Here is a 16,119-nt window from a genome sequence, read left to right as displayed (position 1 = left end):
CACGCCCAGCTTCGACCGATCCGCGGTGTCGTGCCCTTCGTCCAGCCGATTGCACAGGGGAGACCGCCACACCGCCTGAGTCCTGGAGAAGGCGAGGACTTGAGCATGGGATCCACCTCGGAATTCAACCGGCGCGACCTGATCAAACGCGCGGCGGCGCTCGGCCTGTTCGCCGTCCCGGCGATGAGCGCGCTCAGCGCGTGCGCGACCGGGGACGACGGCGACGACGCCAAGCCCGACAAGCCGGCCGGCAGCGGCGGCGGCGCGGGCGAGATGAAGCCGCTGAAGGTCAACGCCTCGGCCCCGCTCGACGTGGTCATCTTCGACGGCGGCTTCGGCCAGCAGTACGCCAAGGACGCCGAGGCCGAATACAAGAAGGCGTACCCGCAGGCCGAGATCAAGCACACCGGCACCCAGGACATCGCCCCGCAGATCCAGCCCCGGTTCAACGGCGGCACCCCGCCCGACCTCATCGACAACTCCGGCGCCAAGCAGATGGACCTGGGCACCCTCGTCGGCCTCAAGCAGCTCACCGACCTCAACGCCCTGCTCGACGCGCCGTCCCTCGACGACCCCAAGAAGAAGGTGCGGGACACCCTCCGCCCGGGCGTCGTCGAGATGGGCCAGTTCGACGGCGACGAGGTGTGGGTCTTCTACTACGCCTACACCGTCTACGGCGTCTGGTACTCGAAGACCAACCTGGAGAAGCTCGACGCCCAGTACCCGGAGACCTGGGACGAGATGCTCAAGGTCTGCGAGAAGGCGAAGAAGAAGGGCATCGCCGGCTGGACGTACGCGGGCCAGCACCCGTACTACCTCCCGTTCAGCCTCTACCCGTTCATCGCCAAGATCGGCGGCACCGAGGTGCTGGACCGCATCGACAACCTGGAGCCGGACGCCTGGAAGCACCCGGCCGTCAAGGCCGCCTTCGAGGCGTACTACGAGCTCTACAAGAAGGGCTACATCCTCCAGGGCACCCCCGGCCTCGACCACATCCAGTCGCAGACGGCCTGGAACGAGGGCAAGGCGCTGTTCATCCCGAACGGCTCCTGGGTGGAGAACGAGTCCAAGAAGATGACGCCGAAGGATTTCCGGATGGCGGTCGGCGCGCCCTCCAGCCTGGACAAGAACGACAAGATGCCGTTCGGCACCCTTTGGGCGTCCGGCGGCGAGCCGTTCATCGTGCCGAAGAACGCCAGGAACGCCCAGGGCGGCATGGAGCTGCTGCGGATCATGCTGGGCAAGAAGTCCACGCAGAACTTCATCAAGGCGGTCTCCTCCCTCACCTCCCTCAACGGCGGCACCGAGGGCCTCACCCTGCCGCCCGGTCTGGCCTCCTCCCAGGAGGCGCTGAGCAAGGCCGGCCGGAACGTGGTCAATCCCCGGATCCAGGACTGGTACGTCTCGCTCCAGAAGGAGAAGATCGGCAAGGCCGCGCTCGGCGAGATGATGGCCGGCCGGCTCACCCCGGACGAGGCCATCAAGAAGATCCAGAAGTTCACCGACGAGACCCGCAAGGACGACTCCGTCAAGAAGTACAAGCACAAGTAGCCCGTCCCGCAACGACGGCACCCGTCACGGAAGATCGGGGTCCGAGGTCATGCAGCACGGTAAGTACCGTTTCATCGCCGGGTTCCTGCTCGTCCCCCTGGCGATCTACGGGGTCTTCGTCGTCTCGCCGTTCGTCCAGGCCATCTACTACTCGTTCACCAACTGGACCGGCCTGAGTTCGAAGTTCAAGGTGACGGGGCTGAAGAACTACCAGCGCCTCTGGGACGACGAGCTGTTCTGGAAGGCCCTGGGACACAACGTCCTGCTGCTGCTCCTGCTGCCGCTGCTGACGCTCGGACTCGGTCTGTTCTTCGCCTTCATGCTCAACGTCGGCGGCCGCCGACGGAAGAACGCGGCGGTGGCCGGCGTCCGGGGCTCGGGCTTCTACAAGATCGTGTACTTCTTCCCGCAGGTGCTGTCGATCGCCATCGTGGCCCTGCTGTTCAAGTTCGCCTACAACCCCAACAGCGGGGCGATCAACTCCTTCCTGGACGCGATCGGCCTCGACTCCGTCCACCCCGACTGGCTGGGCGACCCCAAGCTGGCGCTGTGGTGCGTGATGGCGGTGATGGTCTGGAGCAACGTCGGCTTCTACGTGGTGCTGTTCTCCGCCGGGATGAGCGCCATCCCCAAGGACTTCTACGAGGCCGCGCTGCTGGACGGCGCCAACCGCGTCCAGACCTTCTTCCGGATCACGCTGCCGCTGCTCTGGGACACCGTCCAGACCGGCTGGGTCTACATGGGCATCATGGCCCTGGACGGCTTCGCGGTCGTCCAGATCATGATGGACGGGCCGGGCCCGGACTACTCGACCGAGCTGCTCACCTACTACCTCTACACCAAGGCGTTCACCGACGGGCAGGCCGGCTACGCGACGGCCCTGGGCGTCGCGCTGCTCATCGTCACCATGGTCTTCGCCGGCATCGTGATGAAGCTCGGCCGGCGCGAACGGCTGGAGTACTGATGCCCGGAGCGCTGATGCCGGCCGGGACACCGATGCCCGGGCCCGTCCCCACGCGGGTGACGCCGACCGTCCGTCCGCACTACCACCCGGGGGTGGCACCGTGACCGTGCAAGCCGAGCCGTCGGACCGCCCGGACACCCCCGCTCCGGCCGCCCCGCCGGAGGGGCGGGCGCGGGGCGGGAGGAGCGAGCGCGAGGGCGGCGTCCTGAACGTCTTCTCGCACGGCGTCCTCGTCATCTGGGGCCTGATGGTCACCCTGCCGCTGCTCTGGGCGGTGATGAGCGCCTTCAAGACCGACCGGGAGATCTTCTCCTCGCCCTGGTCGCTGCCGAAGAGCCCGGACTTCGGGGCCTGGAGCCGCGCCTGGTCCCAGGCCCATATGAGCGAGTACTTCCTCAACTCGATCGTGGTGGTGGCCGGTTCGCTGTTCGGCACCATGCTGCTGGGCTCCATGGCGGCCTATGTGCTGGCCCGCTTCGACTTCCCCGGCAACCGCTTCGTGTACTACCTGTTCGTGGGCGGGATGAGCTTCCCGGTGATCCTGGCGCTGGTGCCGCTGTTCTTCGTGATGAAGAACATGCAACTGCTCAACACGTACCACGGGCTGATCCTCGTCTACATCGCCTATTCGCTGCCCTTCACGGTCTTCTTCCTGACCGGTTTCTTCCGGACGCTGCCCTCGTCGGTCGCGGAGGCGGCGATGATCGACGGAGCGTCGCACACCCGGACCTTCTTCCAGGTGATGCTGCCGATGGCCAAGCCCGGCCTGATCAGCGTGGGCATCTTCAACTTCCTCGGCCAGTGGAACCAGTACCTGCTGCCGGCCGTGCTCAACGTCGGCGACGACGACAAGAAGCTGCTGCCCCAGGGCCTGGTCGCGCTGGCGGCCAGCCAGCGGTACAAGGGCGACTGGTCGGGCCTCTTCGCGGGCCTGGTGATCGCCATGCTGCCCGTCCTCGCCGCGTACATCGTCTTCCAGCGGCAGGTGCAGTCCGGCCTGACGGCGGGGGCCCTGAAGTAGGCCGCGCGCCGGGGGCGCCCGCCTGCCCGCAGGCGCCCCTGACGGCACTCGCACACCGCCCGGACCGCCCCGGGCGGTGATCCGTACCATGGGAGGGCCCCCGCCCGGCGCCGTAGCGGTGTCCGGAGCCTTGACGCGCTCCCGGGTGTGCGGCTGAGCTTAGAGTTCACATGTTGTACGGATACCGGGCTCCACTGTCGCAGCCCGGTGGCCGGGGCGGCCGTCGTGCCGTGCCGACGAGGCGGGAGTGGATGGGCGTGGAGACTCCGGGGTCGCAGTCGTCGCTGCACCGGGCCAACCTGGAGCGGGTCGTACGGGCGGTGCGCAGGTCGGGGGCGCTCACCCAGGCGGAGATCGCCCGGACCACGGGCCTGTCGGCGGCCACCGTCTCCAACATCGTCCGCGAGCTGAAGGACAACGGCACCGTCGAGGTGACCCCCACCTCCTCCGGCGGCCGGCGGGCCCGCAGCGTTTCCCTCTCCGGGGACGCCGGGATCGTCGTCGGAGTCGACTTCGGCCACACCCACCTGCGCGTCGCCGTCGGCAACCTGGCCCACCGGGTGCTCGCCGAGGAGGCCGAGCCGCTGGACGTGGACGCCTCCGCCGCCCAGGGCCTGGAACGGGCGGAACACCTGGTCAAGACGCTGATCGCGGCCACCGGCATCGACCCGGGGAAGATCGTCGGGGTCGGGCTGGGCGTCCCCGGGCCGATCGACGAGTCCGGCGTGCTCGGCTCGACGGCGATCCTCCCCGGCTGGGCCGGCACCAACCCGCGCGACGAGCTCGCCGCCCGCCTCGACGTCCCCGTCCACGTCGACAACGACGCCAACCTCGGCGCGCTCGGCGAGCTGGTCTGGGGCGCCGGCCGCGGCGCCGCCGACCTCGCGTACATCAAGGTCGCCAGCGGCGTGGGCGCCGGCCTGGTGATCAACGGGCAGATCTACCGGGGCCCCGGCGGCACCGCGGGCGAGATCGGCCACATCACCCTGGACGAGTCCGGGCCCGTCTGCCGCTGCGGCAACCGCGGCTGCCTGGAGACCTTCACCGCCCACCGCTACGTCCTGCCGCTGCTGCACTCCGCCCACGGCCCCGACCTCACCGCGCCGCGCATGGTCCGGCTCGCGCGCGACGGCGACGCGGGCTGCCGCCGGGTGATCGCGGACGTCGGCCGGCACATCGGCAGCGGCGTCGCCAGCCTCTGCAACCTGCTCAACCCCAGCCGGGTCGTGCTCGGCGGGGACCTCGCGGAGGCCGGGGAGCTCGTCCTCGCGCCCATCCGGGAGTCGGTCGGCCGGTACGCGATCCCCAGCGCCGCACGGCAGTTGGAGGTCGTACCGGGCGCGCTGGGCGGCCGGGCCGAGGTGCTCGGCGCGCTCGCCCTCGTCCTCAGCGAGATGGGCGACTCCTCGCTGTTGGACGGAGTGCCGGCGGCGGCCGCGCCCGGCCCCTTCTGATCCTTTTCCCGGGGTCTCCCGCAACACACCCCTTGAGTTCACGCACATAACGCATGGCATCGTTGCCATCTCGTTAAGGATTAACTTCTTGACGCCCCTTTGCGGTCCGAGTTGACTTCCGCTCACCTCGGCCGCAACGGCGCGGCCATGTCAGGGAGGTATCCGTACGTGAACACGCATCTGCGCCGCGCCGCGGTGGCCGTCGTCGCTTTGTCGACGGCCGTCACCCTCGCCGCCTGCGGCAAGGCGAAACAGGCCGGCGACAACGGGGACAAGAAGGAGAAGAAGGGGTCGCTCACCATCGGGCTGCTCCTTCCGGAGAACCAGACCGCGCGCTACGAGCGTTTCGACAAGCCGCTGCTCGAAAAGAAGATCAAGGAATTGGCGGGCACCAGCGCCACCGTCCTCTACGAGAACGCGAAACAGGACGCCTCCGTCCAGCAGCAGCAGGTCGACACGATGATCACCAAGCGGGTCGACGCGCTGATCGTCGACGCCGTGGACGCCAAGTCGATAGCGAGCTCGGTGAAGAAGGCACACGACAAGGGAATCCCCGTCGTCGCCTACGACCGGCTCGCCGAGGGCCCGGTCGACGCCTACACCTCCGTCGACAACGAGCGGGTCGGAAAGATCCAGGGCGAGTCGCTGCTCAAGGAACTCGGCGACAACGCCGGCAAAGGCCAGATCGTCATGATGAACGGCTCGGTCACCGACCCCAACGCCAAGATGTACAAGGACGGCGCCCATTCCGTGCTCGACGGAAAGGTGAAGGTCGGCAAGGAGTACGACACCAAGGAGTGGAAGCCGGAGAACGCCAACGAGAACATGAAGGGCGCGATCTCCTCGCTCGGCAAGGAGAACATCGTCGGCGTCTACTCGGCCAACGACGGCATGGCGGGCGGCATCATCACCGCGCTCAAGAACGCCGGCTTCGACAGGCTCCCGCCGGTCACCGGACAGGACGCGGAGCTCTCCGCCGTCCAGCGGATCCTCGCCGGCGAGCAGTTCATGAGCGTCTACAAGCCGTACGTACCCGAGACGGAGGCCGCGGCCACCATGGCCGTCGCGCTCGCCCAGGGCAAGAAGCTGGACGGCACCGCCAAGACCACCGTCGACAGCGGCAGCGAGAAGAAGATCCCCGCGATCATCGTCGACCCCTTCGCCCTCACCAAGGCCGACATCCCCAAGTACGTCGGCAAGGAGGGCTTCTTCACCCTCCGCGAGATCTGCACCGACAAGTACAAGTCCGCCTGCGACGCCGCCGGCCTCAAGTAGGGCGCGCGCCCGAGGAGCTGATCCACATGTCCGCTGCGCCCGTCCTGGCGTTGCGCGGGATCTCCAAGCGGTTCGGTGCCGTCCAGGCACTGACCGACGTGGAGCTGGAGATCCGTCCCGGTGAGGTGGTCGCCCTGGTGGGCGACAACGGCGCCGGCAAGTCCACTCTCGTCAAGACCATCGCGGGCGTCGCGCCCGCCGACGACGGCGTCATCGAGTGGGAGGGGCGGCCCGTCACCATCGACCGGCCGCACACCGCCCAGGAGCTCGGCATCGCGACCGTCTACCAGGACCTCGCGCTCTGCGACAACCTCGACGTCGTCGGCAACCTCTTCCTCGGCCGGGAGATCTCCCGCTTCGGGGTGCTGGACGAGGTCGAGATGGAACGCAGGGCCCGGGAACTGCTCGCCACCCTGTCCATCCGCATCCCCAGCGTCCGGATCCCCGTCGCCGCCCTCTCCGGCGGCCAGCGGCAGACCGTCGCCATCGCCCGCTCGCTGCTCGGCGAGCCCAAGGTCGTCATCCTCGACGAACCCACCGCCGCGCTCGGCGTGGAGCAGACCGCGCAGGTCCTCGACCTGGTGGAACGGCTCCGCGAACGAGGTCTCGGGGTGATCCTCATCAGCCACAACATGGCCGACGTCCAGGCCGTCGCCGACCGCGTCGCGGTGCTGCGCCTCGGCCGGAACAACGGCGTCTTCGCCGTGCGCACCACCTCCCAGGAAGAGATCGTCTCGGCCATCACCGGCGCCACTGACAACGCTGTCACCCGCCGCAGGGCCCGTACCGAGCAGGACCGGGAGGCCCGGGCATGACCACCGACCTGTCGAAGAACCCCCGCCCCGACGGCACCCCCGACGGCCCCCAGCCCGTCGCCCCGGCCGCCGTCACCCCCGTCGACCCCCGGCTGCTGGTCCGCCAGGAGGGCTTCGCCGGCTACTGGACCGAGTTCCTGCGCAAGCTGCGCAGCGGCGAGCTGGGCTCGCTGCCCGTCGTCGTCGGCCTGATCGTCATCTGCCTGGTCTTCCAGCTCCAGGACACGGCCTTCCTCGGCGCCGAGAACCTCTCCAACCTCTTCATCACCGCCGCCGGCACCGGCCTGATCGCCGTCGGCATCGTCTTCGTCCTCATCCTGGGCGAGATCGACCTCTCCGTCGGCTCGGTCAGCGGCCTCGCGGCCGCCGTCTTCGCCGTGCTCAACGTCAACCACGGCATGCCCGAGTGGCTCGCCCTGATCCTCGCGCTCCTCTCCGGCACGGTCGCCGGCGTGATCCACGGCTTCTTCTTCGCCCGGATCGGCGTCCCGGCGTTCGTCGTCACCCTGGCCGGCCTGCTGGGCTGGAACGGCCTGATGCTGGAGGTGCTCGGCTCCAACGGGACGATCAACCTCGACGACTCGGGGCTGGTCGCCAAACTCACCAACCACTACTTCGAGGACATCTCCGCCGCCTACGGGCTGGCCACGGCCACCGTCGCCGCCTACCTGCTGGTCGCCTGGCGGGACGCCCGCCGCCGGTCCGCCGCCGGGGTGCCCAGCCGCCCGTTCACCGAGATCGTGCTGCGCACGGCGGCCCTGGCGGTGCCCGCGTACGCGGTGGCCTGGGTCTTCAACCAGTACAAGGGCCTGCCGGTGGCCGTGGTCATCTTCCTGGGCGTGGTCGTCGCCCTCGACCTCGTGCTGCGCCGCACCCGCTACGGCCGCAAGGTCTTCGCCCTCGGCGGCGGCGTCGAGGCGGCCCGCCGGGCCGGCATCGACGTGGCGCGCGTGCGGATCTCCGTCTTCGCGCTGTCCGGGACGATGGCGGCGCTGGGCGGGATGTTCCTGGCCTCGCAGATCAACGCGGCGAACCAGTCGTCGGGGGCGGGGAGCCTGCTGATGAACGCGATCGCGGCGGCGGTGATCGGCGGGACGAGCCTGTTCGGTGGGCGCGGGAAGACGTGGTCCGCGCTGCTGGGTGTGCTCGTCATCCAGTCGATCGCTTCGGGGATGGCGTTGCTGGGCATCGCCTCGGCCGTGCAGTACATGATCACGGGTGCGGTGCTGCTGGCTGCGGTCGTAATCGATTCCGTTTCACGGCGGACACAGCGCACGGCGGGCCGCGCGTAGCGCGCCTGCGGCGGGCTGGTGCCCCGGTCCCTCCCCCAGAGGGGGCACCCCCATTCGCCGGTTCCCGGGGGCAAGCCCCCAGACCCCCTGAAAGCGGCTTCGCCGCTTGTCCTCAAACGCCGGACGGGCTGAAATCAGCCCGTCCGGCGTTTGAACACCCCCTCCGGCCCCGCCACCGAGCATCCGGGTGACATACACCCCCCTCACCCGTTCACCGCCACACCAAGCGGAAGATTAGACTCGACCGACCGGCAAAAGCTCGACAGCTTAAGGAGGCACGGGTGGCCCTGCTGACCCGCATCAGGGAACCGCGCGATCTTGACCGGCTGAGCCCCGAGCAGCTCGACCGGCTGGCCGCGGAGATCCGGACCTTCCTCGTCGACGCCGTCTCCAAGACCGGTGGCCACCTCGGCCCCAACCTCGGTGTGGTCGAGCTCACGATCGCCCTGCACCGCGTCTTCGACTCGCCCAAGGACAAGGTCCTCTTCGACACCGGGCACCAGTCGTACGTGCACAAGCTGCTCACCGGCCGCCAGGACTTCTCCCGGCTGCGGGCGAAGGACGGCCTGTCCGGCTACCCCTCGCGGGCCGAGTCGGAGCACGACGTCATCGAGAACAGCCACGCCTCCACCGTGCTCGGCTGGGCCGACGGCCTCGCCAAGGCCAACCAGGTGCTGGGCCGCCACGACCGGCACGTGGTCGCCGTCATCGGCGACGGCGCGCTCACCGGCGGCATGGCCTGGGAGGCGCTGAACAACATCGCCGTCGCCAAGGACCGTCCGCTCGTCATCGTGGTCAACGACAACGAGCGCTCCTACGCGCCCACCATCGGCGGCCTCGCCAACCACCTGGCCACCCTGCGCACCACCGACGGTTACGAGCGCTTCCTGGCCCGCGGCAAGGACCTGCTGGAGCGCACGCCGGTCGTCGGCAAGCCGCTGTACGAGACGCTGCACGGCGCCAAGAAGGGCCTCAAGGACTTCATCGCGCCGCAGGGCATGTTCGAGGACCTGGGCCTGAAGTACGTCGGCCCGATCGACGGCCACGACATCGAGGCCCTGGAGTCCGCGCTCCAGCGCGCCAAGCGCTTCGGCGGCCCGGTGATCGTCCACTGCCTCACCGAGAAGGGCCGCGGCTACCAGCCCGCCGAGCAGCACGAGGCGGACCGCTTCCACGGCATCGGCGTCATCCACCCCGACACCGGTCTGCCGGTCGCCGCCTCCGGCGCGAGCTGGACGTCCGTCTTCGGCGACGAGATGGTCGCGCTCGGGCGCGAGCGCGAGGACATCGTGGCGATCACCGCCGCGATGATGCAGCCGGTCGGCCTCGGCAAGTTCGCCCAGGAGTTCCCCGACCGCGTCTACGACGTCGGCATCGCCGAGCAGCACGCCGCGACCTCCGCGGCCGGCCTGGCCACCGGCGGCCTGCACCCGGTCTTCGCCGTCTACGCCACCTTCCTCAACCGCGCCTTCGACCAGGTGCTGATGGACGTGGCCCTGCACAAGTGCGGCGTCACCTTCGTCCTCGACCGCGCGGGCGTCACCGGCGACGACGGCGCCTCGCACAACGGCATGTGGGACATGTCGATCCTCCAGGTCGTCCCCGGCCTGCGGATCGCCGCCCCCCGCGACGCCGACCAGGTCCGCGCCCAGCTCCGCGAGGCCGTCGAGGTGCACGACGCGCCCACCGTCGTGCGCTACTCCAAGGGCACGGTCGGCCCCGCCGTCGAGGCCGTCGGCCGGGTCGGCGGCATGGACGTGCTGCGCCGCCCCGCGGACGACGCGGACCGGGCGGACGTCCTCATCGTCTCCGTCGGCGCGCTCGCCCCGATGTGCCTGGAGATCGCCGGCCTCCTCGACAAGCAGGGCATCTCCTCCACCGTCGTCGACCCGCGCTGGGTCAAGCCGGTCGACGAGGCGCTGCCGGGTCTGGCCCGGGAGCACCGCGTCGTCGTCACCGTCGAGGACAACGGCCGTGTGGGCGGCGTCGGTTCGGCCGTCGCCCAGGCGCTGCGCGACGCCGGTGTCGACCTGCCGCTGCGCGACTTCGGCATCCCGCCGCGCTTCCTCGACCACGCCTCCCGCAAGGAGGTCATGGCCGAGATCGGGCTGACCGCCCCGGACATCGCCCGCCAGGTCACCGGCCTGGTCGCCAAGCTCGACGGGACCTCCGTCGAGGACGGCGTCGCCGAGCCGGCCGAGGGCGCGTCCCTGCCCGGTGCCGACGGGCCGGGCGAGCCCGCCGAGGCCGTCCGCGACTGACCGGCCGGCGCGCGCGGGCCGCGCCGAGCCGTTCCGATCCGCCCCGGGGGCCGGTCGCACCATCCCCCCGGGGTTGGTCCGGCCGGCCCCCGTGCATACCCCCGCCTGACCTCCATCGGGTGAATCCGGCGGCAGGGAGGCTGTGGCCCCCTAGGCCCAACCCGGAACATCGCGGACACTCGCTCAGTTCAGGGACGACGCGGTGCGGCGCCGACGCGGTGCGTCCGCGGGGCGGCGGGAGCCGCGACTGGTGGAGGTGGGCCGATGACCACGGAGCGACCGACCCGGAACGACCGCGGCAGGAGCGGGGTGTTCCGGACCAAGACGGTGGAGCAGTCCATCCGCGACACCGAGGAACCCGAACACGTCCTCAAGAAATCCCTCTCCGCCCTCGACCTCACCGTCTTCGGCGTCGGTGTCGTCATCGGCACCGGCATCTTCGTCCTCACCGGCAAGGTCGCCAAGGAGAGCGCGGGACCCTCCGTGGCGCTGTCCTTCGTCCTCGCCGGCATCGTCTGCGGACTGGCGGCGCTGTGTTACGCCGAGTTCGCCTCGACCGTGCCGGTGGCCGGCTCCGCGTACACCTTCTCGTACGCCTCGCTCGGCGAACTGCCCGCCTGGATCATCGGCTGGGACCTGATCCTGGAACTGGCGCTGGGCTGCGCCGTGGTCTCCGTCGGCTGGTCCGGCTACATCCGCTCGCTCTTCGACACGGCCGGCTGGCACTTCCCCGCGGCCCTGTCCGGGCCGCACCACGGCGACTTCGGCTTCGACCTCCTCGCCTGCCTGCTGGTGCTGGTCCTCACCGGGATCCTGGTCGCCGGGATGAAGCTGTCCTCACGCGTCACCTCCGTCGTGGTGGGCGTGAAGGTGACGGTCGTCCTCATCGTCATCATCGCCGGGTCCTTCTTCATCAGCGGCGACAACTACGACCCGTTCATCCCGCCCGCCCAGGGGACCGCCGGCGGCAGCGGGCTGGCCGCGCCCCTCTCCCAGCTCCTCTTCGGCTTCACCCCGTCCCACTTCGGCGTCATGGGCATCTTCTCCGCCGCCGCCGTGGTCTTCTTCGCGTTCATCGGCTTCGACATCGTCGCCACCGCCGCCGAGGAGACCCACAACCCGCAGCGCGACGTGCCGCGCGGCATCCTCGGCTCGCTCGCCATCTGCACGGTGCTCTACGTGGCCGTCTCCGTCGTCGTCACCGGCATGGAGAAGTACAGCAAGCTGTCCGTCGACGCGCCGCTCGCCGACGCCTTCAAGGACGCCGGACACCCCTTCTGGGCCGGTCTGATCAGCTTCGGCGCGGCCGTCGGCCTCACCTCCGTCTGCATGATCCTGCTGCTCGGGCAGAGCCGGGTGTTCTTCGCGATGAGCCGCGACGGGCTGCTGCCCCGCGTCTTCTCCACCGTCCACCCCCGCTTCGGCACGCCCTACCGCTCCACCCTGCTCCTGGGGGCCGTCGTCGCCGTCGTCGCGGGCTTCACCTCCATCGACGTGCTCGCCGAGCTGGTCAACATCGGGACCCTCTTCGCCTTCGTGGTCGTCGCCCTCGGCGTCGTCCTCCTCCGCCGGGCCCGCCCCGATCTGCCGCGCGCCTTCCGCACGCCGTTCGTGCCCTTCGTGCCGGTGCTGTCGGTGCTGGCGTCGCTCTGGCTGATGCTCAACCTCCCGGCGGAGACCTGGCTGCGGTTCGCCGTGTGGATGGCCGTGGGCGTCGTCGTCTACTTCGCGTACGGCAAGCGGCACAGCAGGGTCGCGATGGAGGCGGCACGGCCGGGGCCGGGAGCCGAACCGGGATCCGGGGCGGGGCCGGGCGGACGGTGACCGGGTGCCCGGTGGGGCGGTGACCGGGGCCCGGCCGGGCGGCGGGCGCCCCGCTTGCCTCAGGCCCGTCCCCGAGCCGCTCCTCCGGGTCGTCCCCGGGCCGCTCCTCCGGGTCGTCCCCGACGCGGCCCCGACTCCACCCTGATTCCTCCCTGACGGCTCCGTATGTCACCCGCCGCCGGAACATACGGAGCCCTAGGTTGTCCGCATGCCCGCCGTGCAGCCCGTCGCCGTCCCGGCCCCCGTCGCCGTCCCGCGCCCCCGCGCGAGCGCCGAGCCGTCCGGGCGGCCCCGGCGCGCGCTGCCCTTCTGGGCCGGGCTGCTGCCGGTCCTGACCGCCCTGGCCCTCGCCACCCGGCTGCCGTCCTTCCTCCGCCCGCTGTGGAACCCGGACGAGGGCTTCCTCGCCACCCAGGCCCGGATGCTCACCCAGGGCGCCGTCCTCTACCGCACCGTCGTCGACCGCAAGCCGCCGCTGCTGCCGTGGCTGTACGAGGCGTGCTTCCGCGCCTTCGGCGACGGCTCGCTGCTGCCCGTCAAGGGGCTGGCCGTGGCCGCCCAACTGGCGACGGCCGTGCTGCTCGCCTCGCTCGCCCGCCGCCGCTGGGGCGAGCGCTCCGGGCGCACGGCCGGGGTGCTCTACCTGCTGGTCTCCATCGGCCTTGAGCCGGAGGACGCGCAGGCCGCCACCTTCGAGGTGTTCGCCGTGCCCTGGACGGCCGCCGCCCTGTGGTGCGCCGACCGCGGCCGCTGGGGCCGGGCCGGCCTGGCGACGGCCGGGGCCCTGCTGACCAAGCAGACCGGGGGAGCGGTCCTGGCCCCCGTCCTGCTGATGCTCTGGACCACCCGCCCCGCCCCCCGCGGCGGCACGGCCGCCCTCGCGCTCGGCGTCACCCTGCCCGTCGCCGCCGTGGCCTGGGCGTGCGGCCCGGCCCGGCTGCTGTTCTGGTGCGTCACCGGCTCCGGCAGCTACGCCTCCGTCGAGGGCACGGTCGCCGCCTCGGCCGCCCGCGCGGTCGCCAACGCCGGTGTGCTGACGACCAGTTGCGCCGGTCTCCTCGCGCCCGTCTGCCTCCTGCTGCTGGCCCGGCGCCGGGTCGCGCCGCCCGAGCTGTGGCTGTGGCTGATCGCCTCGGCGGTGGCCGTCACCACCGGCTTCCACTTCTTCGGCCACTACTACCTCCAGCTCATCCCGCCCCTCACCCTGCTGGCCACCGCCGCCCTGCGGGCCCTCCCCGAGGCGGCCCGCCGCGTCGCCACCGCCCTCTGCGCCCTGTCCTGCGCGGCCTTCCTGACCGCCGGGCTGCTCGCCACCCCGCCCGAACTGCCGCACTCGCTGCGCGTCGCGGAAGCGGTCCGGGCCCGGACCGCCCCCGCCGACCCGGTGCTGATCTGGGGCATGCACCCCGAGCAGTACTGGTTCGCCGCCCGCCCGCCCGCGGGCCGCTTCCTGACGGCCGGACTGCTCACCAACTACAGCGGCGGCCGGGACGCCTCGGCCGTCGGGGAGGCGTACGGCGTGCCGGGCGGCTGGCCCGTCCTCCGCCGCGAACTCCGGACACGCCCGCCGGCGCTGGTCGTGGACGACTCCCGGGGCCGGCCGTACGCCGTGGCCCGGGTCCCCTCGCTGCGGGCCTTCCTGCGGGGCCGCTACGCGCGGGTGGGGGACGTGGAGGGGGCGGTGCTGTACGCGCGGCGGTGAGGCGGGCGCGGGGCGGCGGACGGCGGTGGGTGGTGGCCGTGGCCGGGGGTGGGCGGCGGCCGGTGGGAGACTCGCCGTCCGCGGCGTCGGGCCGTACCGGCCGCGGTGGGGGCCGTGACGACCGCGGTGCCGCCCCCACCGGCGGCGTGAGGGACCCGCCTGCGCCCCGTCCTGCCCCGCCCCTCCCCGTCCCGCCGCGTCAGGGGCGTACCGCCCGCGGCCCCACCGTCTCCGCGCCCAGCTCGGCGACCCGCTCCCGCAGCTCCCGGTCGGCGGTCGCCACCACGCACCGCCGCCCCCGGGCCCGCTCCCCGGCCACCACCTCGACGATCCGGTCGTCCCCGCTGCCGTCCGCCGCGTCCACCCGCACCCCCGGCACCGGCTCCGTCCCGCGCGCCGCGCCCTCGACCACCAGGACGACGTCCAGCGGTCCGGGCAGCGGCGGCCAGACGTCCGGCAGGCCGTCGGCCGCGTACGGCGTCAGGGCGTCGCGCAGCCGCTCGGTGGCCCCGCGGCGGTCCCGCCACCAGCCGTCGGGCACACTGCCCACGACATTGGCGGCGTCGACGACGAGCACGGGCCCGGCCGCTTCGCTTTCGGCAGTTTGCCCATCGGTGTTCACATCGACCATGCCGACCAGGCTCGCACGCCCGTAGCGAACCGGAATGCGCTCACCTGCGCAATGTTATTGTCGGGGGTCGGAAATCGCCGGTGAAACGGCTCCGCGCGACGCGGAATTGGGGCAGAGAGAGGCTGGCAGCGAGTCATGGCACGGACGGCCACCCCCACGACCGGCTGGCTGCTGCGGGGACAGGACGGCCGGCTCACGGCCTACGCGCCCACCGCCGACGGCCTGCTGCGCTGGACCGAGACCCACCCCGGCGGCCCCGACTGGTCGGGCCCCGAGCGCATCACCGTCCCCGGCCTGGAGCCCCACCTCTCGCTGTGCCGCACTCCGCAGGGGTACGTCTACCTGTTCGGCGTCCGCAGCCGGGGGACCGACGACGGCCGCACCGAGACCGACGTCGTCTACGCGACGCAGTTCCAGCCCGGCCGGGCCCTGACGCCCTGGCGCTCGATCGGCACCCCCTACGGCCAGGACCGCGAACGCGCCGCCCGGATCGGGGCGCCCGCCGCGGTCGTGGACAAGAACGGCCCGCAGGTGTTCGTCCGCAACGCGGGCGGCGGCGTCTGCGGCCGCCGCCAGGACGCCAAGGGCGTGTGGGGCCCGTGGACGGACATGAAGGGCAGCCAGGTCCTCGACTCCCTCGCCACCGCCGTGACCGAGGACGGGCGCGCCGAACTCCTCGCGCTCACCGACGGCAACGTCCAGAGCTGGCGGCAGGAGGAGCCCGGCGGGCCGTGGAAACGGGTACGGAACATCCCGGCCGCGCCGCTGGCCGGCTCCGCCGCCTGCCTCGCCACCGGCGAGGGCCGGATCAGCCACTTCTGGCGGGACGCCGCCGACTCCACGCTCCGCGTCCACACCCGCGCCGTCGGCGACCCCGAGGACGACGTCGCCCCCGTCGCCCTCGGCCCCTCCGCCGCCGAGGGCGGCGGGCCCGTCGCCGTCCTCCGCACCACCATCGACGGCCACGACTGCACGGTCCTCGCCCAGCGCACGGCCTCCGGGCTGCCGGCCGTGGCCGCTTATCCGACGGGTGACGAGTCGGCGGGGACGTTCTGGTCGGAGACCGGGGAGGCGTGTGCGGGGGCGCCGGCGATGGCGCTCGACGCGGTGGGGCGGGTCGTGCTCGCGGCGTTCGCTCCCGACGGGGGGCTTTGCGTCACACGGCAGAAGGACGAGCCCGGGCTGGCGCTGGGGCGCTGGGTGCGGGTGTAGCGCCTGCGGCGGGGGGTGCCCCGGTCCCGCCCCTTCACCGATTCCTGGGGGCAAGCCCCCAGACCCCCTTGTCCTCAAACGCCGGACGGGCTGAATTCAGCCCGTCCGGCGTTTGAG

12 protein-coding genes are annotated in these 16,119 nt (G+C 71.7%); 11 read left to right on the top strand and 1 reads right to left on the bottom strand.

Translation table 11 applies throughout. The features are described 5' to 3' along the window. The first annotated feature begins 105 nt into the window (after window positions 1-105). From ngcE to ACZ6X9_RS26720, 10 genes are all read left to right on the top strand, one after another. Complete coding sequence (ngcE, locus tag ACZ6X9_RS26765; protein ID WP_469780554.1) at window positions 106-1,551, top strand: N-acetylglucosamine/diacetylchitobiose ABC transporter substrate-binding protein; 1,446 nt, start codon at window positions 106-108, stop codon at window positions 1,549-1,551. 49 nt (window positions 1,552-1,600) lie between these two features. After that, complete coding sequence (locus ACZ6X9_RS26760; RefSeq protein WP_469780553.1) at window positions 1,601-2,515, top strand: carbohydrate ABC transporter permease; 915 nt, start codon at window positions 1,601-1,603, stop codon at window positions 2,513-2,515. A gap of 100 nt (window positions 2,516-2,615) precedes the next feature. Further along, window positions 2,616-3,536, top strand: a complete 921-nt coding sequence (locus ACZ6X9_RS26755; protein ID WP_469780552.1) for a carbohydrate ABC transporter permease — start codon at window positions 2,616-2,618, stop codon at window positions 3,534-3,536. 257 nt (window positions 3,537-3,793) lie between these two features. Next, window positions 3,794-4,990 (top strand): ROK family transcriptional regulator, encoded by a 1,197-nt coding sequence (locus ACZ6X9_RS26750; protein ID WP_469780551.1) that lies wholly within the window; start codon window positions 3,794-3,796, stop codon window positions 4,988-4,990. Between the two features lie 168 nt (window positions 4,991-5,158). After that, window positions 5,159-6,265, top strand: coding sequence for a substrate-binding domain-containing protein (locus ACZ6X9_RS26745; protein WP_469780550.1), 1,107 nt, complete (start codon window positions 5,159-5,161; stop codon window positions 6,263-6,265). 17 nt (window positions 6,266-6,282) lie between these two features. Beyond that, window positions 6,283-7,080, top strand: coding sequence for an ATP-binding cassette domain-containing protein (locus tag ACZ6X9_RS26740; protein ID WP_436780741.1), 798 nt, complete (start codon window positions 6,283-6,285; stop codon window positions 7,078-7,080). Beyond that, window positions 7,077-8,372 (top strand): sugar ABC transporter permease, encoded by a 1,296-nt coding sequence (locus ACZ6X9_RS26735; protein WP_469780549.1) that lies wholly within the window; start codon window positions 7,077-7,079, stop codon window positions 8,370-8,372. Before ACZ6X9_RS26740 ends, ACZ6X9_RS26735 begins: the two co-directional genes overlap by 4 nt. A 281-nt stretch (window positions 8,373-8,653) precedes the next feature. Next, window positions 8,654-10,633: a 1-deoxy-D-xylulose-5-phosphate synthase gene (dxs, locus tag ACZ6X9_RS26730; RefSeq protein WP_469780548.1), complete on the top strand. Its 1,980-nt coding sequence runs from the start codon at window positions 8,654-8,656 to the stop codon at window positions 10,631-10,633. Window positions 10,634-10,897: 264 nt separating this feature from the next. Then, window positions 10,898-12,457 (top strand): amino acid permease, encoded by a 1,560-nt coding sequence (locus tag ACZ6X9_RS26725; RefSeq protein WP_469780547.1) that lies wholly within the window; start codon window positions 10,898-10,900, stop codon window positions 12,455-12,457. 208 nt (window positions 12,458-12,665) lie between these two features. Beyond that, entirely contained in the window at window positions 12,666-14,159 is a 1,494-nt protein-coding gene (locus tag ACZ6X9_RS26720; protein ID WP_469780546.1) for an ArnT family glycosyltransferase, read from the top strand. Window positions 14,160-14,358: 199 nt separating this feature from the next. On the opposite strand, the gene ACZ6X9_RS26715 is transcribed toward ACZ6X9_RS26720, so the two are convergent. Next, entirely contained in the window at window positions 14,359-14,790 is a 432-nt protein-coding gene (locus ACZ6X9_RS26715; RefSeq protein ID WP_469780545.1) for an NTP pyrophosphohydrolase, read from the bottom strand. A gap of 135 nt (window positions 14,791-14,925) precedes the next feature. On the opposite strand from ACZ6X9_RS26715, the gene ACZ6X9_RS26710 reads away from it, so the two are divergent. After that, a complete protein-coding gene (locus tag ACZ6X9_RS26710) occupies window positions 14,926-16,002 on the top strand; it encodes a PLL family lectin (protein ID WP_469780544.1) in 1,077 nt (358 codons plus the stop codon). Window positions 16,003-16,119: the final 117 nt, after the last annotated feature.

It is taken from the genome of Streptomyces sp. NPDC052910, from assembly GCF_055585605.1.
Note: the sequence above shows the minus strand (reverse complement) of the source record. Positions and strands in the feature narration are given on the sequence as shown.

Bases quoted from the DNA above. Each gene is read 5' to 3' on its own strand.
- ngcE (WP_469780554.1), top strand. From the start codon at position 106: ATGGGATCCACCTCGGAATTCAACCGGCGCGACCTGATCAAACGCGCG.
- ACZ6X9_RS26760 (WP_469780553.1), top strand. From the start codon at position 1,601: ATGCAGCACGGTAAGTACCGTTTCATCGCCGGGTTCCTGCTCGTCCCC.
- ACZ6X9_RS26735 (WP_469780549.1), top strand. From the start codon at position 7,077: ATGACCACCGACCTGTCGAAGAACCCCCGCCCCGACGGCACCCCCGAC.
- ACZ6X9_RS26725 (WP_469780547.1), top strand. From the start codon at position 10,898: ATGACCACGGAGCGACCGACCCGGAACGACCGCGGCAGGAGCGGGGTG.
- ACZ6X9_RS26720 (WP_469780546.1), top strand. From the start codon at position 12,666: ATGCCCGCCGTGCAGCCCGTCGCCGTCCCGGCCCCCGTCGCCGTCCCG.
- ACZ6X9_RS26715 (WP_469780545.1), bottom strand. From the start codon at position 14,790: ATGGTCGATGTGAACACCGATGGGCAAACTGCCGAAAGCGAAGCGGCC.
- ACZ6X9_RS26710 (WP_469780544.1), top strand. From the start codon at position 14,926: ATGGCACGGACGGCCACCCCCACGACCGGCTGGCTGCTGCGGGGACAG.